Below are 18,282 nucleotides of genomic sequence, written 5' to 3' on the forward strand. Positions count from 1 at the left end.
GGTTTTACAGGTTTCGGATAGCGCCGGCCTTCGGAAAGCGAAGCGCTGGATATCGGCACGAAGGGCATTTGAATGAAAAAGATCGTGGCGTTTGATCTTGATGGCACGCTGGCGCTGAGCAAGCAGCCGCTGACCGACGAGATGGCCGAACTGCTGACGCAGTTGCTTACCGTGGCGCAAGTCGCCGTGATTTCCGGCGGTGACTGGCCCCAGTTCCAGAAGCAGGTCGCCAGCCGCCTGCCTGCCCACGCCGATCTGTCGCGCATGTGGATGATGCCCACCAGCGGCGCCAAGCTTTACCTGCATCGTGAGGATGAATGGCAGTCGGTCTATGCCGAACTGTTCACCGAAGAACAGAAGACGGAAATCCTGGAAGCCTTCGACGCCGCGCTGGAAGCGACTGGTTTCACGCCCGAACAGACCTGGGGTGAGCGTATCGAGGATCGCGGCAGCCAGATCACCTTCTCCGCTCTCGGCCAGCAGGCCCCGCTCGACGCCAAGGAACACTGGGACCCCGATTTCGCCAAGCGCAAGGTCATCCAGGCCGATCTGGTGAAGCGCCTGCCGGGCGTGTCGGTCAATCTGGGCGGGGCTACCTCCGTCGATGTGACCCAGCCGGGTATCGACAAGGCGTGGGGCCTCAAGCGCCTGGCCGAACGCAGCGGCGTGGCCGAAGCCGACATCCTGTTCATCGGTGACGCCATCTTCCCGGGCGGAAACGACTACCCCGCGAAAACGATGGGCCTCGACACGATCAACGTGCGTGACCCGCAGGACACGGCAAACGTGATCACCGCGATCGTGGCCTGCCAGAAGGCTGGCTGAGGCAGCGTAGCAAAACCGGAGGGGTACGGCGTCTTGAGGTTGGACGTCGTGCCGATCCCGATCAGCTTGGACGCAGGTCGTTCAGCTTGCGCTCCCATGCCAAAGCATGTTCGATGATCGTCGGCAGATCGTCATAGCGCGGTTGCCAGGGGATGGTCGCCTTGATCCGGCGGTTGTCCGAGATCAGCGCGTCCGGGTCTCCGGCGCGGCGGCCTTCGATCTGGCGGTCGATCTTCTGGTTGGTCACGCGGTCCACCGCATCGAGCACTTCCATCACCGAGAAGCCGCGACCGTAGCCGCAGTTCATCGTCAATGAACGCTCGGGCTGGTCGATCAGACCTTCCAGTGCCAGAACGTGCGCCGCCGCCAGATCGGAAACGTGAATGTAGTCACGCACGCCGGTGCCGTCGGGCGTGTCGAAATCGGTGCCGAACACGGCGACGTGGCTGCGCTTGCCCAGAGCGGCTTCGACCGCGACCTTGATCAGGTGCGTCGCGCCCGCTGTCGATTGACCCGTGCGGGCCTGCGGATCGGCCCCGGCGACGTTGAAATACCGCAGCGCGCAGTAGTTCATCGGGTGGGCCCGCGCGACATCGCCCAGCATCGTCTCGGTCATCAGCTTGGACATGCCGTAAGGGTTGATCGGCGCCTTGGGGCTGTCTTCCGTAACGGGCGAGACTTCGGGAATGCCATATGTCGCCGCGGTCGAGCTGAAGATGAAATGCGGCACGCCTGCGGCCACGGCCGCCGCGATCAGGGTGCGGGTCTTGGCGGTGTTGTTATGATAATACTTCAGCGGATCATAGGTCGATTCCGGCACGACGACCGAGCCGGCGAAATGCATGATCGCGCCTTTCCCTGCGCCCATTCCCTGCTCGGCAAAGATGCGTTCGAGCAGGGCGGTATCCTCGATATCGCCTTGGTAAAGCGGAACATCGTCCGGCACCGCGAACCGGAACCCGGTCACCAGATTGTCGATCACCGCTACCTGCCATCCCGCATCGCGCAGGGCCAGGACTGCGTGGCTGCCGATGTATCCGGCACCGCCGGTAACGAGGACTGGGTGTTTCGACGTCATGGATGGTTGTTCACTTCCGTTTGTTCTGGGTAACCGTATGCGGACCGGACGGCGTTCGAGTAATGCGATTGAACCCGGCCTGCAAGGCGATCGATGGTGTGTTGCCGGGCGGCTCCAGCACTGTCGACGTTCATCGCTTCGGCGGGTAGGACGTTGCCGATGCCCGCGTTCTATCTCACTTTCATTGCAGTGCTGCTCTCCGGCTTCGGTGCGCGCGATCAGGTGACTGTCGCGGGGATCGCCCATCGGCAGGGGCAGCGGCCAGCGCTGCTGATCGTGGCGATCATCTGTACTCTGCTGACGGCGGGATTTGCGGCCTATGCCTCGCAAGTGATGCTGGAGTTGTTGCCGCCTCCGGCTCGAACGATCTTTGCGGCCATCGCGCTGGGGCTGGCGGGGCTGGAATCGATGATCCTGGCGCCCCGCCGCGATCCTCGGGAACCGACCAATTCATTGGGCGCGCTGTCGCTGGTGCTGGTGGCCCATCAGGTGACGGACGCAGCTCGATTCGTGATATTCGGCATGGGGGTCGGGCTGGCGGGACCGTGGGCAGCGGGCTCGGCGGGGGCGCTGGGCGGTGTCATTTTGCTGTCGCTGGTATGGGCAAAACCGGACCTCCTGCGCTCGACGGCGGCCCGATGGACCCGGCGGGTGGTCGGTGCGTTGTTGACGGTGGTGGCCGCAGTGGTGTTCATGAGTGAATTCGGGATTCTCTGATCGAAATTTGCAATCGAACCGACGCTTCTCATCTGCGTTTGCGTTCAGTAATTCTCTCAATCCAACGAAGGGGACCGATCCGATGTCCAAGGACAACTCAAAAGCCGCGCTGATCGATAGCCTGAACGGCCTGCTGGCTGACAGCTTCGCGCTCTACCTCAAGACCAAGAACTTCCACTGGCACGTGCGCGGGCCTCAGTTCCATGACCTGCACCTGCTGTTCGATACCCATGCGGGCGAGATCTTCGGCATCACCGATCTGATCGCTGAACGCGTGCGCAAGCTTGGCGGCACGACGCTGACCTCGATCGGCTCCATCGCCTCCAAGGCCACGATCAAGGATCAGGATGACACACGCCTGGATGCCAAGGCGATGGTCAAGGAACTGTTCGAGGATAACACCGCGTTCGTAGCGACGCTGAAAGCCACCAAGGAACTGGCCGGCGAAGCGGGCGACAACGCGACCGACGGGGTCATCGACGACTGGACCGACCAAGCCGAACAGCGCGCGTGGTTCCTGCGCGAAATCATCGCGTAAGGCGTTTCGGATCGGGCGGGGGAGTGCTAGTGCTTCCCCATGCCCGATATCGACATGATCGAAGGCGCCGACGATGGCGCCATAGCGCAATGGTTCTCCCAACGGCTGCGCAAGGCGCTGGACGGCGCAGAGGACATCGCCGTCAACGTGCCCGGCGGCTCCACGCCGTTTCCCATCTTCGACCTGCTGGCCAAGGAAGACCTGCCGTGGTCACGCATCGCGGTGTGGCCGGGGGACGACCGCATCGTGGACGAAGCGCATGCTGCCAGCAACGTCGGCAAGATCAGGGCGCGGCTGGAGCCTGCAGGTGCAGTGATCGTGCCGCTGACCGCCGACGCCCGGCCGCCGCACTTCGCCTTGTCATGGCTGGGCATGGGCGGTGACGGGCACGTGGCCTCGCTATTCCCCAACACTGACCCGCAGGCGGACGACAGCCGACCGGTGCGCCAGCTGACGCCCGATCCCTTGCCGCCCGAAGCGCCTTTCGATCGCTTGACCCTGACCATCCCCGCGCTGCTGAACAGTGACGAAATCGTGTTCGTTATTCGCGGTGCGGAAAAGCGGGCGATTTTCGACGCCGCGATCAGGGGCGAGCATGATTTGCCAGTGGCAAGGCTGCTCAGGGCGGCGAGCCAACCCGTTACGTGTTTTTGCTGAACCTCCTGCCCGCCTCGCTGCACCGCGCCCTTTACCGGCTGGCGCATCGCGTGCGGGTGCAGGTATGGAAGGTGTGGCGGCCACGGGTGCACGGTGTCCGCGTGCTGGCCCTCGATACACTGGGAAGGGTGCTGCTCGTGCGCCACTCTTATGGCTCGGACAACTGGATGACGCCGGGCGGGGGAATGCACCGCGCCGAAGACCCGCTCGCCGCCGCCGCGCGCGAATTGCTGGAGGAAACGGGCTGCCGGATTGATCGTCCGCACCTGCTCACCCGCAGCGACGAGGTCTATCACGGCACGGCCAACGCCGTCCGCGTAATCATTGGCCGCACCAGTGATCAGCCGAAAGTAGACGGGCGCGAAATCGTCGAGGCGCGGTTCTTCGCCCTCGACAGCCTCCCGCCCGATATGTCGCAATTCCTCAAGACCGCGATCCCGCAATGGATCGGGCAGGGCGGCGGCGAGATCTAATCCATCTCGAAGTTATCGGGCGCCAGTCCCTGCACATGCCGTTGGTGCATGTATTCGAACGCGCTTTCCACCCGCCGCGTGTAGCCCACCGTGTCGAACAGGTCGCCTGACCGGCGGCCTTCCGCCAGCCGATCGCGGATTAATTCGAGCCGCTGCGGCGCGCGCGCCAGTTCGAGCGCCAGGGCGGCGTAGTCCGCCTCGGTATCCACCGCCAGATCCGGCAGGCCCACCGCATGCAGAAGGCTCGCCGCGACCCGCGCCGCAAACTGCCGCCCGGCCAGCGTCAGCACCGGCAGCCCGGCCCACAGCGCATCGCTCGCCGTGGTATGCGCGTTGACCGCGAAGGTATCGAGGAACAGGTCGGCGTGGGCGAGCCGCCCCAGATGCTCGGCATGGGGCAGAGGCTTGGCGAACATCAGCCGCTCGGGGTCGACACCGCGCGCCTGCGCTTCCTTGCGCAGATTGCTCTCCGCCCATTCGTTGGTGCTCAGCAACCACAGGACGCTACCGTCCACGTCCTTCAGCAGCGCCATCCAGATGTCCCACTCCGCCGGGGAGACCTTGTAGCACTGGTTGAAACTGGCGAAGACAAACCCGTCCTGCGGCAGTCCCCAGCCCGCCCGCCCGAGGGTATCGGCGATGATCGGACGCTGATCGTCGTTGGCCTGATAGGAGTGGGCGAGCCGGACGATCTTCTCGCTGAATGATGCTTCGGAACCGGGTGGCATGGTCACGTGATCAGCCAGGAAATAGTCCATGCAAGGGTGCCCCAGCGTGCCGGGATACCCCATCCAGCTCACCTGCACCGGGGCCAGCCGCTGCCCGAACAGGCGCGTGCGCGTACCCATCGTGTAGCCCTTGAGATCGACGGCGATGTCGAGGCCATCCGTGCGGGCGAGGGCGATGACATCCTCGTCACGCATCGCACCGATATCGGTGAACGAATCCGCCCGTTCAAGCAGCGCAACCCGCGCGGCATCCTCATCCCGTTGCGGCCCATAGCTGTAAAGCCGGATGTCGAAGCGATCGCGATCGTGCTCGCGGAAATAGCCCGCCATCAGGTGCATGGTCGCGTGATCGTGGAAATCGGCGGAGAAGTACCCGATGCGGATGCGTCCGTCCGCTGCGGGGGCGGGCGAGGGCAGGGTGTCCGGCTGGGCCGGAAACATGCGCGCCGCGCAGGCCGCCGATCGCCGGTACTGATGGTCCGGGTCGTCCACGAACGGCAGGGACGCGAAGGGTTGGACGGCCGCCGCCTCCGGGCCGTCGGTGAGCGGATATTCACCGCGCGCGTGCCAGTCGCACATGTGCGCTTCCTCGAACAAAGCCTGCAACCGGGCCGACTTGTCGAGCGGATTGAGCGCAAGCGCAGCGCGAAACGATGCCACCGCTGCCGGGCGCTCGCCGATCAGCACCAGCGCCTTGCCGCGATTGACCAGCGCCTGAGCGTTGCGCGGATCGGCGGCCAGCGCGCGATCGAACGCGGCGATCGCTTCCTCGCCACGCTGTTCGGCCAGAAGCTGCCCGCCCATGTTGTTGTGCGCATCGCTATGGTCCGGATTCAAGGCGACAGCGGCGCTGAAGCAGGCGATCGCTTCGTCCCGATAGCCCTGACGCGCTTTCAGATTGCCGAGGTTGTAGAGCGCGTCGACGTGCGCGGGATCGGCATCAATCGCGGCCTGAAGCCACTGCGCCGCCTCGTCCAGCCGCCCGTCCTGCTCCAGCAAATTGCCGAGGTTGTAGGGCGCGTCCGCATAGCCCGGCGCACGGGCGATCACGTCGCGGTAGGTCGCTTCGGCATCGGCGATGCGGCCCTGACGTCGCTGCGCGATGGCAAGGTTGTTGTAGGCTGCCGGAGTGTCTGGATCGGCGGCGACCGCGCGTCGAAATGCGGTTTCCGCCCCGGCGGCATCGTCCAGCTCAAGCAGCGCGGCGCCCAGCAGGTTATGGACGCCATGCGCATGGGGGTGATCGCGTGACAATGGGTCGCCCAGCCGAGCCGCTTCAGCCATCCGGCCATGGCGGAAGGCGTCCACCATCCGGTCGAACGCGATCTGGGCGTCGTTGCCGCCGCCTTCATCCAGCGCCTTCATCGCGGCCAGTGCCCGGGGATTGCGGGGGTGACGGTCGAGCACTTGCCGATAGAGCGAGCGGGCCGCATCGGCCTCCCCGCGCCGCGCTGCCGCCTTGGCCTTGATCAGGAGGCTTTCCAATCCGCTCATCAATGCTGTCCCGGCTGCAATAGGCATTGCGGATAAGGGGAAGCGGCGCGTGGCGCAATCGCCGCGATGGAAACCGGCCGCGCATTGCATCCGGGCATGGGCGGCAGTAGCACCCGCGCATGATCGCACATGTCGAACCGTTTCACGCCATCGCCATTGGCGGCCTTGCCTACGAACTGGCCGCGCAGGGGCGCCATGTCATCCACATGGAATATGGCCAGCCCTCCACCGGAGCACCCGCCGCCGCCATCGCCGCCGCCCATGAACTGCTCGACAGCGATCCGGGGGGGTACTGGGAAAGCGTGGCGTTGCGGGAGCGGATCGCTCGGCATTATCAGGAAGCTTATGGCGTTGCGGTTGCGCCGGGGCAGGTGTTCCTGACTTGCGGGGCGTCACCGGCTTTCGTGCTGGCCCTGTCGTGTCTGTTCCGGCCCGGCGCCCGGGTAGCCTTGGCGCGGCCGGGCTATGTCGCCTACCGAAATTCCCTGCGCACGCTGTACCTTGAACCGGTGGAAATGCCGTGCGGAGCGGATGAACGCTATCAAGTGACCGCCGGCGCGTTGGATGCGCTGGAACCGGCCCCTGACGGCCTTATCATCGCCAGCCCCGCCAACCCGACCGGGACCGTCATCGCACCGGCGGAAATGGCCGCCATCGCCGAAGTCTGCGAACGCAAGGGCATCGCGATCATCTCGGACGAGATCTACCATGGGCTGACCTATGGAGCGGCGGCGACGTCGATGCTGGAGCATGCGCCGGGCGCGCTGGTGGTGAACAGCTTTTCAAAGTGGTTCAGCATGGCCGGTTGGCGCCTCGGCTGGCTGGTTGTCCCGCACGCGCTGATCGAAGCGGCGCGGGCGCGGATCGGCAATCTGTTCCTGACCCCGCCGGTCCTCTCGCAGCACGCAGGCCTGATCGCGTTCGATTGCCGAGAGGAACTGGAAGGCCACCTTGCCAATTACGCACGCAACCGCGAACTGCTGCTGGCCGCGCTGCCCCGGCTGGGCCTGGCCCATATCGCGCCGCCAGACGGGGCATTCTACATCTGGGCCGACATTGGTCACCTGACCGACGATAGCCTTTCGTTCTGCCGCCAATTGCTGGAGGACACCGGCGTTGCAACCGCGCCGGGAATCGACTTCGACCCGATCGACGGGCATCGCTACATCCGCTTCAGCTTCGCCGTATCCACGCCGGAGATCGAGGATGCGATCGAACGCATGGTGCCGTGGTTCAGTGCTTGGGGGCAGGCACCCGAGTCGCTTTAGGCAATCGACGCACAACCGGTCTGAAAACAAAATTATTTGGGAAAACCGCAGATTTCTGCGGCGCCGCTCAGTCTTTTGTAATCGCCCGGTTTATTGTCCTTAATCTAGGTTATACTGAGCCTTCACCTTTCTGACAGTACGGCCACGGGCATCCAAGCTGGCTTTTACATCTCGGAAATGTGCGTATTGACACAATTCCGACATTTGGTGCCGCAGACTCGGAAGACTAGATCCAGCGATGACGCACACGTTCTTCAACACTGCCGAACACCACGACAAAGCCGTGCGGTTGCGTGCGCTGCTGCGCGATTTCACGAGCGTCGATTCGTCCGAAGAACGCAAGCGGGTCTACGAAGTAGCGATGGAACTGGGTGGCAGCGGTATCGATGGCACCGGTCCTGTCGATCTGGTCGCTCTTGGAAAGATGCTGGATTGCGGCGCTTCGGTTAATGCCGTTCTTACGCTGATGGGCAATGACACCTGTTTCATGCTGTCACGCGGGCAACATGACAACTGCCTGGCCAGCGTCATACCCGCGGACGGATACCCGGAAACCGTCGCCGAAGCGCCGACCCTGACGCTGGCGCTGCTCGCGGCCTTTGTTTTGGCGGTTCTGTCGCGACTTGAAGATGCGTCACTGAACGATGCGCTGGAAGCGCCGCTTCTGCGCTCCGCATCGCGCCTGCACTAAGTCTCTGATCACCGTCGGTTGCAACAGGCCCGGCCGCGGTGGACCGGGCCTGCTTCAGGAGACTGCGGGTACAGACACCGGGGTCATGCCGCCGATGTGTCGACAGTGCAGGCCGCATAGTTAATTTCGAGTTAAATGCTGCCTCCGTCAATTGACGAGGGCAGCCTCGATGGCGATGCGGATAGCGTCTGACGTGTGGCTGGCGCCAAGCTTGTTCAGCATGTTGGCCCGGTGGATTTCCACCGTTCGCGGGCTGATCGAGAGTTTTTCCCCGATCAGGCGGTTGGAGAGGCCATTGGCGACACCGCCCAGCACTTCGCGTTCGCGGCGAGTCAACCGTTCGATGCGGGCGCGGGCCATCACTTCGCGCAGCTTCGCGTTGCCGAGGCTTTCCGCCCGGGCGATCGCGGTGGCCAGACTCTCGGTCAATTCCTCCGGGCTGATCGGCCAGGCGATATAGTCTATCGCGCCGTCGAGAATGGCCTGGACGATCCGCTGGGCATCGGGTTCCTCGCTGAAAGCGATGATCGGAAACCAGTCCCCCTGCCGGGCCATGTTTTCGATCAGTTCCTCAATCGCGCCATCGCTGTCGTGAATGAGGACGACGCCGGAACGCGGCCACGCGCCTGCCAGTTCGGCAATATGTTCGAATGGTTCTACGTGAATCCCGCCCGAAGACAGGACATGGCTGATCGCGGCGCGTCGACGCATGTCGCTATCGATCAGGATGAGATTCGAGATAAGATCCACGGCTAAGCTTCCCTTTGGAATTGTGCCTAGGGATATACTCGGATGTTTTCCCAGCGCGCTTCGGACCTCCTCCGAAACCGAGGCAACCGGCGGATAACGACGGCTAACACCACGTGAAAAGCGCATCCGTAGAAACCGAAATGGTTGATTAATTGCAGACGAATGGCCGCCAGATGGCGGTTCCATCGCGCTCGCCGGTGCCCTAGTGTCACCGCATGTCAGGCAGCAGCGATCTCTACTCCCCCGTCATGTCCGATGCCCTGGTGATCCTGGGGGCGGCGGGGCTGGTCATCCCGGTGTTCAATCGCTTTCGCATCACCCCTGTCATCGGGTTCATTCTGGTGGGCCTGCTGGTCGGCCCGTTTGGCCTGGGGCGGCATGTGTTCGACTATCCCTGGCTTTCGTACCTCAGCATAACCGACCCCGACGGGCTAGAACTGTTCGCCGAATTCGGGATCATTTTGCTGCTGTTTTCCATCGGGCTGGAATTGTCGTTCGGCCGCCTGTGGGAGATGCGGCGGATGGTCTTCGGGCTGGGGTCACTGGAACTGCTGGTCATCGGCGGGTCGCTGACGTTCATCCTGGCCGCGATCGGACAGAGTTTTTCCGGTGCGCTGGCCCTTGGGCTGGCGCTGGCGCTGTCTTCCACCGCACTTGTGCTCAAGATCACGGAGACGACCACCCCGGTTGGACGCGCGGCGCTGGCGATGCTGCTGTTCGAGGATATTGCCCTCGTGCCGATCATCTTCCTGCTCGGCGCGTTGGCCCCCCACGCGGGTAGCGATGGCGTAGGCGAACTGCTGAACACGCTGATGTGGGGAACGATCGTAATCGGCGCGCTGCTGATCTTCGGTCGTTATCTGTTGCCGCCTTTGTTCGCGCAAGCGGCGCGCACCAAAAGCCCCGAGCTTTTTCTCGCCGCGAGCCTACTGGTGGTGATCCTCGCTTCACTGGCGACGGCGGCGGCGGGGCTGTCGCCGATCGTGGGTGCGCTGGTCGCAGGTCTGCTGATCGCCGAAACCGAGTATCACACCGAGGTCGAGCAGATCATCGAACCGTTCAAAGGCCTTGCGCTTGGCGTGTTCCTCATCACCATCGGCATGAGCATCGATCTGAAGGTGGTATGGGAAAACCTGGGGTCGATCCTGATCGCCACCGTCGTCGTGATCGTCCTGAAGGCGGTGGTGACCGGCCTGATGCTGCGGATCATGGGCGCGCGGCGGGGGACGGCGACGGAGACAGGCATCCTCATGTCCAGCCCGTCGGAAACGACGCTGATCGTGCTGACGGCCGCCACGTCGGCGCAATTGATCCAGCCGGGGACCGCGCAGTTCTGGCAGATCGTCACCGCGCTGGGGCTGACGATCACGCCGCTGCTGGCCTATGGCGGCAAGATCATGGGCAAACAGGTGGACCGCGTCGAGCCGCATCCCGCAATGGCGACAGACGATGAGGCGACGGGCGGACGCCCCCGCACGCTGATCGTCGGTTTCGGGCGGGTCGGGCGGCTGGTGGCGGACATGCTGGCGCGGCATGGACGGCCTTATCTGGCGATCGACAGCAACACCGATCTCATCGTCGAGGGCAGGCGGGCCGGATACTCGGTGGCGTTCGGTGACGCCGGGCGCGGGGACAGCCTGCTGCGGCTCGGTGCCGGAGAGGCTGCTGCGGTGATCCTGACGATGGACGAGCCGGTTACCGCGCAGCGCATCGTGCGCAAACTGCGGCTGCAGTTTCCCGACCTGCCGATCCTTGCCCGCGCCCGCGATGCGGCCCACGCCGCGCAGCTCTATCGCGCGGGGGCCAGCTATGCCGTGCCCGAGACGCTGGAAAGCTCGCTTCAATTGAGCGAAGCGGTGCTGGTGGAAACCGGCGTTGCGATGGGGCCGGTGATCGCCTCCATCCACGAAAAGCGCGACGAATTTCGCGAGATGATCATGGAGCAGGGCGGCCTTTCGGAAAAACCGTCCCTGAAATCAGGCCAGTTGCGAGAGCCGCAGCGCGCTTGACCGGGTGTCAGCCGCCGCGCAGCGCCCGGCCGATCTCGGTGAAGTCATCGCGCAGTGTGTTCATGCGATCCGCATCGAAAGCGAGCGCGCTGTCCAGCACGGTGCGGCGTGCCGCTTCGTACAGCTGGCTTAGCGCGCCTGCCATGCCGTCCTCGCCCGCGATGCCCATCTGCAATGCAGTGATTGCGGTGAGCGCGCGTGTGATCGAGCGGCTTTTCAGGCAGTTGTCGCCGTTGTGGTCGGCGTAGATGGCGGTGCCGAGCGCACTGGTCAGATGCTCGTAGCACAAGTGCACGAGTTCGGCCGGGCCGGCGCCGCTTACCCGGGCGTCGAAATCGACGCGGCGGTAGGCTTCCTGGGGAGAAATCGTGAGGAGCATCTCAGCTGCTCTTGTTCCACTGGGCGATCTGGTTGGTCAGCATCGCGAGCGTCGACTTCGACGCGCCGATCCGCGATTCAGACGCGCTGTATTGCGCCACCAGCCGCGCGCGCAGCTTTTCCTGCTGCTCGGCAAGATCGGCCTTCTCGGTGGAAATGCTGGTCTTCTTTTTGGTGTATCCAGCGATGGAGCTGCCAAGCGAATACGCGTCCGACGTCGAAACCGACGCGCGGTAGATGCGATCGAACGTGCCGTAGACGCCGTTCACGCCGTTGGTGAACATCGCGGCGACACCCTGAGGATCCGCTGCGGTGGTCGCGGAAAGGCGCTCGGTATCGAGGACATAAGTGCCGTCGCGCTGAGTCTTGAGGCCCAGGTCGGCCAGCGTCTTCGCCGCGCCGGTTGCGCTCGGCATGATCGTGGTCGAGCCCATGGACGCCAGCGAGCGCTTCAGCGCGCGGGCACCCTGATCGTTGGCCAGATCGCCACCCAGCGCGGTCGCGGCATTGAGCGCGCCCATCACTTCGTTCAGCGCGTCCACGAAATCCTGCATCGAGGAGGCGATCGCGCCGGTGGGATCGGAGAAGGAAACCTTGGTGGGTGCGCCTGTGTTGACGGCGGTCAGCTGCAGTTTGACGCCCGGGATCGCATCGGTGACGGCGTTCGACTTGGCCGTCATCTCCAGGCCGTCGATCTTGAACGCGGCGTCGCTGGCGGTGTTCAGCAGCTTGCCGGTGGTCGATGCGGGGTTCCAGGCGAGAGCGGACAGGCCGGGGTCCGACGCATTTTCGCTCGCTTCCAGGACGAAGCCGTTGTCCGCGCCTTCCGGCCCCTTAAGCACCAGCTGCGCGCCGTCCACCGTCGTGGTGACATAGGCGGATACACCGGCATTCGCGCCGTTGATCGCAGTCGCTACTTCGGCCAGCGTGGCCCCTTGCGGAATGGTGATATTGACCGCCGCATGCGACGTGTCCTGCGTGAAGGTGGAGCCCGATACCGCGCCGAACTTCAGCGTCAGGTTGCCGGAGCCGACCGTGCTGGTCCGCGATGCGAAGGGGGCGCTGGCCAGCTGCTGGCTGCTCGCCAGCTTGGTGACTTCCAGCGAATAGCTGCCGCTGGGCTGGCTGCTGCCGGAAAGGGTCGCCGTCGCTACGCCGGCCGCTGCGATCTGCGGGGTGCGCGCCAGATTGCCCGAGCGAACCAGCGTACCCAGCGAGGTATTCAGGCTGAGCATCAGCGACTTGATGTTGGATGCCGCCGAAACCTGGGCTTCCAGCTTGTCCGACTTCGATGCCAGTCTATCGTTGCGCGACTGGAACTGGGCGACCGCAAGATTGTTCGCCAGCGCGGTCATGTCCACGCCGCTTCCTCCGCCGAGCGCGGTCACGATCGAGGTCGTGGTGGTGGCCGACGAGCTGGTCGAAGAGGAAGTGCTGGTTACCATGCGGTCTAGAACGGCAAGTGTTGAGGCTTGTTAAGGGTTCAAATGGTCAGGAAACCGAATTTGGATCGAGCCGTCCGTCGGCGTCGAAACGGACGGTGACCGGTACCGAAACCTGCGGCGCGGTGCGCTTTTCACCGCGTTTCAGCGCCATCACGAAGGCGAGCAAGGCGGCGACCGCGACGTAGTGCTCCTCGCGGATCATCTGCCGTTCGCGCGTGGTGTAGAAAACCGATCGGGCGAGGGCCGGATATTCCAGCACGGGCAGCGAATATTCGGCGGCTAGCTCGCGGATCGCCAGCGCCTTTTCCGCTCGCCCGCGTGCCACCACCATCGGCGCCGATGCCTTGGCGGGATCGTATGCCATGGCGACGGCGAAGTGCGTCGGGTTGGTCACCACGAACTGCGCTTCCTTCATCGCCGGGACCAGCCCACCCATGGCGATCTTGCGCTGACGGTCCTTGATCATGCCCTTCTTCTCGGGCGATCCTTCGGATTCCTTGTGCTCGTCCCGTACGTCCTGCAGCGTCATTTTCAAGCGCATGATGCGGCGGACCATCTGGATCGGCAGATCGAACATGGCGATGATGAAAAGCCCGGCGGCCAGCCAGAACATCAGCAGGATGATCGTGCTCCACGCCCACGACAGCTGACCCATCACATCGCCGCGACCAAGCCGGGCAAAGGCGTCGATCCTGCCGTCAGCCCAGGTCCAGGCGATGACGCCCAGCAGCGCGACTTTGGCGAGGCCCTTGACCATTTCGATCCAGCCGGACGGGCCGAAAATGCGCTTCAGGCCCGATATAGGATTGATCCGCGATGCCTTGGGCGCAAGGTTGCCAGCCAGCCACCGCCCTTCGCCAAAGCTCAACTGCGAGATCAGCGACACCGCCACGATCGACAGGCCCAGCACGATGACAGGCGGGAGCGCGGCCACCAGCGCATCGATCAGCATGTTGCCGGGGCTGAAATCGTCGAGCGATGCGCGGTCGAAGGTGAAGCCGTTGCGCAGCATCCGCTTCGACAGGTCCAGCAGCCACGGCCCCGCAAGAAGCAACCATGCCGCACCGATGGCGACCGAGGCGGCGATGCCGAGTTCGCGCGGGCGAATGACGTCGCCGCGCTTGGCTGCCTCGCGTTTGCGCTTTTCGGTAGGGGCGAAACTCTTTTCGCCTTCCTGGTCGCTCCCGCTCATTTCAGCAGGACTTGCGCGGTATTGGCCAGCGCATCTGCGGACAGGCGCGACACCATGTCGGTCAGCACCGGAGCGGCAATCATCAGCGCGACGATGCCGCCCAGCACACCTGCGGGCATGCCCAGCGAAAACAGGTTGAGCGCCGGGGCCGATCGGCTGAGCACGCCGGTGACGATCTGCACCACCAGCAGCACCAGCGTGACGGGCAGGGCGATGGCGACGGCGGTGAGGAACATCTGCGTCGCGAACCCGGCGACCATCGCAAAGCGTTCCGGGCCAAGCCAGGTCTGCCCCGGCGCGAACACCTCATAACTGCGGACAACCAGCGCGAACCACTGCAGGTGTGCGCCCAAAGCCAAGAACACTACCGTCAGCACGACCATGAAATACTGGCCGAGCGCGGGGGACTGGGTGCCGGCCACAGGGTCCACCGCGACGGCCATGTTCATGCCCATCCCGCCGCCGATTATCTCTGCAGCGATGATGGGGGCGGCAAAGGAAAGCTGGAGGACGAAGCCCATCGTCAGGCCGACGAGCACTTCGCCCATGACCGCGAGGAGGCCCGCCACGGACAGCAACTGGGCGGGCGCCTGAACATCGGTCCAGGCGCAGATCATTACGGCGATTGCACCGGCGACCATCACCCGAACCTGCGGCGGAACGGTGACGGCCCCGAACAGGGGGGCAGCGACGAGGGCCGCGCCGATGCGGGTCATCACGAATACCAGCCGCCAGAATTCCCCTTCCAGCGCGCCATAGCCGAAGTCTATCCCGATCACGGCGCCGGCGTCATGGAGAGACCTGCTCAGCTTGCCCGGTGCGGGCGATCTGGGCGAAGATTTCCTGCGTGTAGTCCGCGATCAGCGTCATCATCGAACTGCCGAGCAGGACGAGGACGAGCGCGATGACGGCCAGCTTGGGCACGAACGTCAGGGTCTGTTCGTTCACCGATGTCGCCGCCTGGACGATGCCGATGATCAGGCCCACCGCCAGCGATGCCAGCAGCACGGGCGCGGCGACCAGCGCCGTGACCCACAGCATCCGGTCGGCCAGCGACAGAAGCCCGCTTATGTCCTCCATGGCGATCCCTCAGCCCGGCCCATCTACCCGAAACTCTGCGCCAGCGATCCCATCAGCAGCGCCCAGCCATCGACCATCACGAACAGCAGCAGCTTGAATGGCAGCGACACAATCATCGGGCTCATCATCATCATGCCAAGGCTCATCAGCACGGAGGAGACCACAAGGTCGATCACCAGAAAAGGAAGGAACAGCATGAAGCCGATCTGGAACGCGGTCTTCAGTTCGCTGGTGACGAAGGCGGGCAGGAGGATGGAAAACGGCACGTCGGCGCTGCTCGCAAACCGTGGAGCTTTGGCCATGTCCGCAAAGAGCATGAGGTCGCGCTGGCGGGTCTGCCGGATCATGAAGGCGTGGAATTCGCGCCCGCCGTTCTGGATTGCGGCCTCTGCATTCATCGTGCCGGCGGCGTAAGGGGCGATCGCGTTGGCGTTCACCCGCTCCAGCGTGGGGGCCATCACGAACAGCGACAGGAACATCGACAGCCCGATCAACACCTGATTAGGCGGCGACTGCTGCAGGCCGATCGCCTGACGCAGGATCGATAAAACCACCAGAATGCGCGTGAAGCTGGTCATCATCAAGATCAGGCTGGGCAGGATCGTCAGCAGGCCCATGATGAGCAGCAGCTGCAGCGACATGTTCATGCCCGGCCCATTGGTCCCGCCCAGCGATCCGAACGCACGGTCCAGAGCGCCGGGGATCGCCGTGGGCGACGGAGCCTGCGCCTGTGCCTGCGCGGCGGCCGCCTGCGCGAACGCGGTTGCCGATGTCAGCAGCCCGGCGCCAGCAGTCAGCAAAGCGCCTGCTTTCAGCCAGCGCGGCGCGCGCGTCATTCGTCTTCCTCCAGCTCCGCATAGCGGGGCCTTGCGGGAGCCTCCGCCAGCCGGGTCAGGCCGTGGCGTGATGCGGACACCAGGATTTCGCGGCCATGGAACTCGATCACCGCCAGCTTCAGCGTGGGGGAAAGCATGGTGGTCTCGACAATGCGGATCGATTTGGAGCCGGTACCGATCCCGGCGCGCGTCTGCACGGTCTTGGCCAGCTTGAGGCAGCCCCAGACCAGCAGCGCGATCAGCGGCAGCATCACCATCAGTTTGAGGATGTACCACAGCATCAGGCTTACTCCGCGCCGTTCTCTGGCAGACCAAGGGCGTCGCCGGGAGCGGCCGTTTCCTCGATCCCCAGCATCTCCACGATGCGCAGCCCGAAGCGGCCGTTGTGCGAGACGACTTCGCCGCGCGCGATCGGCTTGCCGTTGACCAGCACGTCGAGCAGTTCGTCGTTCATGCGGTCCAGCATGACCAGGCTTTCGGGGCCGAGCGCGAGGACGTCCTTCAGTTTCATCTGGGTGCGGCCCAGCTCTACCGACAGGCGGACGTCGACATCGCGAAGGAAGTCGAGGCCGCGGGAGTGGATGCTCATTTCGTCAGTGTCCCCAACTCAGAATGCATTTTGAACCTGGACCGCGACCCGGTCCTCTACTTCGCCGACGGTTCCCGTGGCGATCGTGCGCCCATCGACGACCAGCGGCACGGAACGAGCCACCGTCACCGGGATCACATCCCCCGGGCGCAGCGATGACAGACGCGAGAACGCCATCGGCATGTCCACCAGCACGGCGGTCACTTCCAGCGGCATGGAAGAAAAAGGCTCGTCATCGGGACCGATGCGGGCGGCGCGGGCCGCTACCCGGCGCTCCCGGCGCGGAACGACCAGCGTGCCCGACAGAGTCGAAAGCGGGAACGCCAGCGCCAGCGACCAGGGCTGGGCATCCGCCTCCTCTATTTCGAGCACGATTTGCAGCAACGCCTCGCGCGCAGAGAAAGGCGCGAGTTGGGCAAGGCTTGTATCCCGCTTCAGCGGGCGGACCTGATGGGTTTCATCACCGCCCATGCCAGCGCTGAGCGCGGCCGCGATGGCTTCCTCGATCCGCGCGAGCAGCAGTTCCGCCGACAGCGGGAAGGTCCGGGGCATGGGATTGGGCACCGCGCCGCGCCCGCCGAACGTACGGTCAAGCAGGCGAAACACAGGGGCCGCCTCGAACGTTGCAACCAGCGGCAGGCGCTTGGGACCGATGCCCATCAGGCTGTGCGAGGCGAGCGGGCTGTTGTCCGCCTGGGCAGAGGCGATGATGCTTTCCAGGGTACTCTCGGCCGGAATGCCAATGCGCACGACCGGCGCATCGCCGCCCGCCAGGCGTGCCAGCCCGGCCGGCAGCGTCCGCGCCAGCGTTTCACCCAGCCGTGCCAGCGGCCGGACCAGTTCCTCTATCGAAGGACCGGCGCCAAGCAGCTCCGAACAGTGCCGGGCCTTATGAGAAATATCCTGGGCCATTTCCCCGTTACTGGATGATGAAGTTGCGGAAGTAAACGGCATCCACGCCGCCGAAACCTTCCTTCTGGACAAGAACCTTGTTGATTGCCGCCGTCATCCGCTTTTGCAGGCGTTCCTTGCCGTCGATCGAGGTCACATCCTCTTCGGGCGTATCGGCCAGGATTTCCAGCAGGCGCGAACGGATCGCCAGCTCATGCTTGGCCAACCATTGCAGCACGCGCCCGTCGCGACGGGTGGAGCAGGCGATGCTGGCCTGGATCATCGCGTCGGTACCTTTCAGGTTCGACGTGAAGTCTTCGCTGAAGGTGTAGTACGCCGTGCGATATTCGTCACCGCCTTCGCCCTCGACTTCCTTGGCGCCGCCGCCCTCTCCTTCGCCTTCCTTCGCGGGCGGCGCATAGGGATCTTCCTCGCCCTTGCGGACGAGCTGCGGGCCTTCCTCCTTCTTCTTTTCCTCTGCATGCCCGCCGATCACCCCGGCGAACATGAGGCCGAAGACCGCTCCCCCGCCAACCACCAACATGGCGACGGCGATCAGGATCAGGCCCATCTTGCCTTTCTTCTTCGGCGCTTCGTCACCGCTGGCGGCGGGCGCTGGTTTGCTGCTCATTCGATGTCCCCT

21 protein-coding genes are annotated in these 18,282 nt (G+C 64.4%); 8 read left to right on the forward strand and 13 right to left on the reverse strand.

Going from position 1 to position 18,282, the window contains the following annotated elements; translation table 11 throughout:
* The first annotated feature begins 72 nt into the window (after window positions 1–72).
* Window positions 73–825: an HAD-IIB family hydrolase gene (locus ACZ1JM_RS15970; protein WP_465133341.1), complete on the forward strand. Its 753-nt coding sequence runs from the start codon at window positions 73–75 to the stop codon at window positions 823–825.
* 61 nt (window positions 826–886) lie between these two features.
* Here ACZ1JM_RS15970 and galE read toward each other — a convergent pair whose 3' ends face one another.
* Window positions 887–1,903: a UDP-glucose 4-epimerase GalE gene (gene galE / locus ACZ1JM_RS15975; RefSeq protein WP_465133342.1), complete on the reverse strand. Its 1,017-nt coding sequence runs from the start codon at window positions 1,901–1,903 to the stop codon at window positions 887–889.
* 159 nt (window positions 1,904–2,062) lie between these two features.
* On the opposite strand from galE, the gene ACZ1JM_RS15980 reads away from it, so the two are divergent.
* From ACZ1JM_RS15980 to ACZ1JM_RS15995, 4 genes are all read left to right on the forward strand, one after another.
* Complete coding sequence (locus ACZ1JM_RS15980) at window positions 2,063–2,620, forward strand: hypothetical protein (RefSeq protein ID WP_465133343.1); 558 nt, start codon at window positions 2,063–2,065, stop codon at window positions 2,618–2,620.
* Window positions 2,621–2,702: 82 nt separating this feature from the next.
* Window positions 2,703–3,158: a Dps family protein gene (locus ACZ1JM_RS15985; RefSeq protein ID WP_465133344.1), complete on the forward strand. Its 456-nt coding sequence runs from the start codon at window positions 2,703–2,705 to the stop codon at window positions 3,156–3,158.
* Between the two features lie 39 nt (window positions 3,159–3,197).
* Complete coding sequence (locus ACZ1JM_RS15990) at window positions 3,198–3,815, forward strand: 6-phosphogluconolactonase (RefSeq protein WP_465133345.1); 618 nt, start codon at window positions 3,198–3,200, stop codon at window positions 3,813–3,815.
* Window positions 3,803–4,288 (forward strand): NUDIX domain-containing protein, encoded by a 486-nt coding sequence (locus tag ACZ1JM_RS15995; RefSeq protein ID WP_465133346.1) that lies wholly within the window; start codon window positions 3,803–3,805, stop codon window positions 4,286–4,288. The genes ACZ1JM_RS15990 and ACZ1JM_RS15995 overlap by 13 nt, the downstream gene beginning before the upstream one ends.
* On the opposite strand, the gene ACZ1JM_RS16000 is transcribed toward ACZ1JM_RS15995, so the two are convergent.
* Window positions 4,285–6,510 carry a tetratricopeptide repeat protein gene (locus tag ACZ1JM_RS16000; RefSeq protein ID WP_465133347.1) on the reverse strand — a complete coding sequence of 742 codons (2,226 nt, stop codon included), beginning with the start codon at window positions 6,508–6,510 and terminating at the stop codon, window positions 4,285–4,287. The two genes, ACZ1JM_RS15995 and ACZ1JM_RS16000, sit on opposite strands and share 4 nt — an antisense overlap.
* Window positions 6,511–6,629: 119 nt before the next feature.
* Here ACZ1JM_RS16000 and ACZ1JM_RS16005 point away from each other — a divergent pair, with 119 nt between their 5' ends.
* Together ACZ1JM_RS16005 and ACZ1JM_RS16010 are read left to right on the forward strand one after the other, a co-directional pair.
* Complete coding sequence (locus ACZ1JM_RS16005) at window positions 6,630–7,778, forward strand: aminotransferase class I/II-fold pyridoxal phosphate-dependent enzyme (RefSeq protein ID WP_465133348.1); 1,149 nt, start codon at window positions 6,630–6,632, stop codon at window positions 7,776–7,778.
* Between the two features lie 238 nt (window positions 7,779–8,016).
* Window positions 8,017–8,469, forward strand: a complete 453-nt coding sequence (locus ACZ1JM_RS16010; RefSeq protein ID WP_465133349.1) for a hypothetical protein — start codon at window positions 8,017–8,019, stop codon at window positions 8,467–8,469.
* Window positions 8,470–8,616: 147 nt separating this feature from the next.
* On the opposite strand, the gene ACZ1JM_RS16015 is transcribed toward ACZ1JM_RS16010, so the two are convergent.
* Window positions 8,617–9,219 carry a response regulator transcription factor gene (locus tag ACZ1JM_RS16015; RefSeq protein ID WP_465133350.1) on the reverse strand — a complete coding sequence of 201 codons (603 nt, stop codon included), beginning with the start codon at window positions 9,217–9,219 and terminating at the stop codon, window positions 8,617–8,619.
* A gap of 215 nt (window positions 9,220–9,434) precedes the next feature.
* On the opposite strand from ACZ1JM_RS16015, the gene ACZ1JM_RS16020 reads away from it, so the two are divergent.
* On the forward strand, window positions 9,435–11,228 hold the full coding sequence (locus tag ACZ1JM_RS16020) for a cation:proton antiporter domain-containing protein (protein ID WP_465133351.1): 1,794 nt from the start codon (window positions 9,435–9,437) through the stop codon (window positions 11,226–11,228).
* Window positions 11,229–11,235: 7 nt separating this feature from the next.
* On the opposite strand, the gene ACZ1JM_RS16025 is transcribed toward ACZ1JM_RS16020, so the two are convergent.
* From ACZ1JM_RS16025 to ACZ1JM_RS16070, 10 genes are read right to left on the reverse strand one after another with little or no spacing between them, the layout of a single operon-like run.
* Complete coding sequence (locus ACZ1JM_RS16025; RefSeq protein ID WP_465133352.1) at window positions 11,236–11,607, reverse strand: flagellar protein FliS; 372 nt, start codon at window positions 11,605–11,607, stop codon at window positions 11,236–11,238.
* Between the two features lies 1 nt (window position 11,608).
* Window positions 11,609–13,051, reverse strand: coding sequence for a flagellar filament capping protein FliD (gene fliD, locus ACZ1JM_RS16030; RefSeq protein WP_465133353.1), 1,443 nt, complete (start codon window positions 13,049–13,051; stop codon window positions 11,609–11,611).
* A gap of 46 nt (window positions 13,052–13,097) precedes the next feature.
* Complete coding sequence (locus tag ACZ1JM_RS16035; protein WP_465133354.1) at window positions 13,098–14,243, reverse strand: EscU/YscU/HrcU family type III secretion system export apparatus switch protein; 1,146 nt, start codon at window positions 14,241–14,243, stop codon at window positions 13,098–13,100.
* Window positions 14,240–15,022, reverse strand: coding sequence for a flagellar biosynthetic protein FliR (gene fliR, locus ACZ1JM_RS16040; RefSeq protein ID WP_465133355.1), 783 nt, complete (start codon window positions 15,020–15,022; stop codon window positions 14,240–14,242). The genes ACZ1JM_RS16035 and fliR overlap by 4 nt, the downstream gene beginning before the upstream one ends.
* 10 nt (window positions 15,023–15,032) lie before the next feature.
* Window positions 15,033–15,323, reverse strand: coding sequence for a flagellar biosynthesis protein FliQ (gene fliQ, locus ACZ1JM_RS16045; RefSeq protein ID WP_465133356.1), 291 nt, complete (start codon window positions 15,321–15,323; stop codon window positions 15,033–15,035).
* Between the two features lie 23 nt (window positions 15,324–15,346).
* The gene (gene fliP, locus ACZ1JM_RS16050) at window positions 15,347–16,159 is read right to left on the reverse strand and encodes a flagellar type III secretion system pore protein FliP (protein ID WP_465133357.1); all 813 of its coding nucleotides are present in this window, start codon (window positions 16,157–16,159) and stop codon (window positions 15,347–15,349) included.
* Window positions 16,156–16,440: a flagellar biosynthetic protein FliO gene (locus tag ACZ1JM_RS16055; RefSeq protein WP_465133358.1), complete on the reverse strand. Its 285-nt coding sequence runs from the start codon at window positions 16,438–16,440 to the stop codon at window positions 16,156–16,158. Before ACZ1JM_RS16055 ends, fliP begins: the two co-directional genes overlap by 4 nt.
* A gap of 5 nt (window positions 16,441–16,445) precedes the next feature.
* Window positions 16,446–16,748, reverse strand: coding sequence for a flagellar motor switch protein FliN (gene fliN / locus ACZ1JM_RS16060; RefSeq protein WP_465133359.1), 303 nt, complete (start codon window positions 16,746–16,748; stop codon window positions 16,446–16,448).
* Window positions 16,749–16,766: 18 nt separating this feature from the next.
* Window positions 16,767–17,660 carry a FliM/FliN family flagellar motor switch protein gene (locus tag ACZ1JM_RS16065; protein ID WP_465133360.1) on the reverse strand — a complete coding sequence of 298 codons (894 nt, stop codon included), beginning with the start codon at window positions 17,658–17,660 and terminating at the stop codon, window positions 16,767–16,769.
* Window positions 17,661–17,667: 7 nt separating this feature from the next.
* Entirely contained in the window at window positions 17,668–18,270 is a 603-nt protein-coding gene (locus tag ACZ1JM_RS16070; protein ID WP_465133361.1) for a flagellar basal body-associated FliL family protein, read from the reverse strand.
* Between the last annotated feature and the right edge of the window lie 12 nt (window positions 18,271–18,282).

It is taken from the genome of Novosphingobium sp. BL-S-24 (genome assembly GCF_055521575.1).

Coding starts and splice junctions, on each gene's coding strand:
- ACZ1JM_RS15980 (WP_465133343.1), top strand. CDS start 2,063: ATGCCCGCGTTCTATCTCACTTTCATTGCAGTGCTGCTCTCCGGCTTC.
- fliQ (WP_465133356.1), bottom strand. CDS start 15,323: ATGGAGGACATAAGCGGGCTTCTGTCGCTGGCCGACCGGATGCTGTGG.
- ACZ1JM_RS16065 (WP_465133360.1), bottom strand. CDS start 17,660: ATGGCCCAGGATATTTCTCATAAGGCCCGGCACTGTTCGGAGCTGCTT.
- ACZ1JM_RS15990 (WP_465133345.1), top strand. CDS start 3,198: ATGCCCGATATCGACATGATCGAAGGCGCCGACGATGGCGCCATAGCG.
- ACZ1JM_RS15985 (WP_465133344.1), top strand. CDS start 2,703: ATGTCCAAGGACAACTCAAAAGCCGCGCTGATCGATAGCCTGAACGGC.
- fliN (WP_465133359.1), bottom strand. CDS start 16,748: ATGAGCATCCACTCCCGCGGCCTCGACTTCCTTCGCGATGTCGACGTC.
- ACZ1JM_RS15970 (WP_465133341.1), top strand. CDS start 73: ATGAAAAAGATCGTGGCGTTTGATCTTGATGGCACGCTGGCGCTGAGC.
- ACZ1JM_RS16010 (WP_465133349.1), top strand. CDS start 8,017: ATGACGCACACGTTCTTCAACACTGCCGAACACCACGACAAAGCCGTG.
- ACZ1JM_RS16055 (WP_465133358.1), bottom strand. CDS start 16,440: ATGCTGTGGTACATCCTCAAACTGATGGTGATGCTGCCGCTGATCGCG.
- ACZ1JM_RS16025 (WP_465133352.1), bottom strand. CDS start 11,607: ATGCTCCTCACGATTTCTCCCCAGGAAGCCTACCGCCGCGTCGATTTC.
- ACZ1JM_RS16000 (WP_465133347.1), bottom strand. CDS start 6,510: ATGAGCGGATTGGAAAGCCTCCTGATCAAGGCCAAGGCGGCAGCGCGG.
- fliD (WP_465133353.1), bottom strand. CDS start 13,051: ATGGTAACCAGCACTTCCTCTTCGACCAGCTCGTCGGCCACCACCACG.
- ACZ1JM_RS16005 (WP_465133348.1), top strand. CDS start 6,630: ATGATCGCACATGTCGAACCGTTTCACGCCATCGCCATTGGCGGCCTT.
- ACZ1JM_RS16035 (WP_465133354.1), bottom strand. CDS start 14,243: ATGAGCGGGAGCGACCAGGAAGGCGAAAAGAGTTTCGCCCCTACCGAA.
- ACZ1JM_RS16070 (WP_465133361.1), bottom strand. CDS start 18,270: ATGAGCAGCAAACCAGCGCCCGCCGCCAGCGGTGACGAAGCGCCGAAG.
- fliP (WP_465133357.1), bottom strand. CDS start 16,159: ATGACGCGCGCGCCGCGCTGGCTGAAAGCAGGCGCTTTGCTGACTGCT.
- galE (WP_465133342.1), bottom strand. CDS start 1,903: ATGACGTCGAAACACCCAGTCCTCGTTACCGGCGGTGCCGGATACATC.
- ACZ1JM_RS16020 (WP_465133351.1), top strand. CDS start 9,435: ATGTCAGGCAGCAGCGATCTCTACTCCCCCGTCATGTCCGATGCCCTG.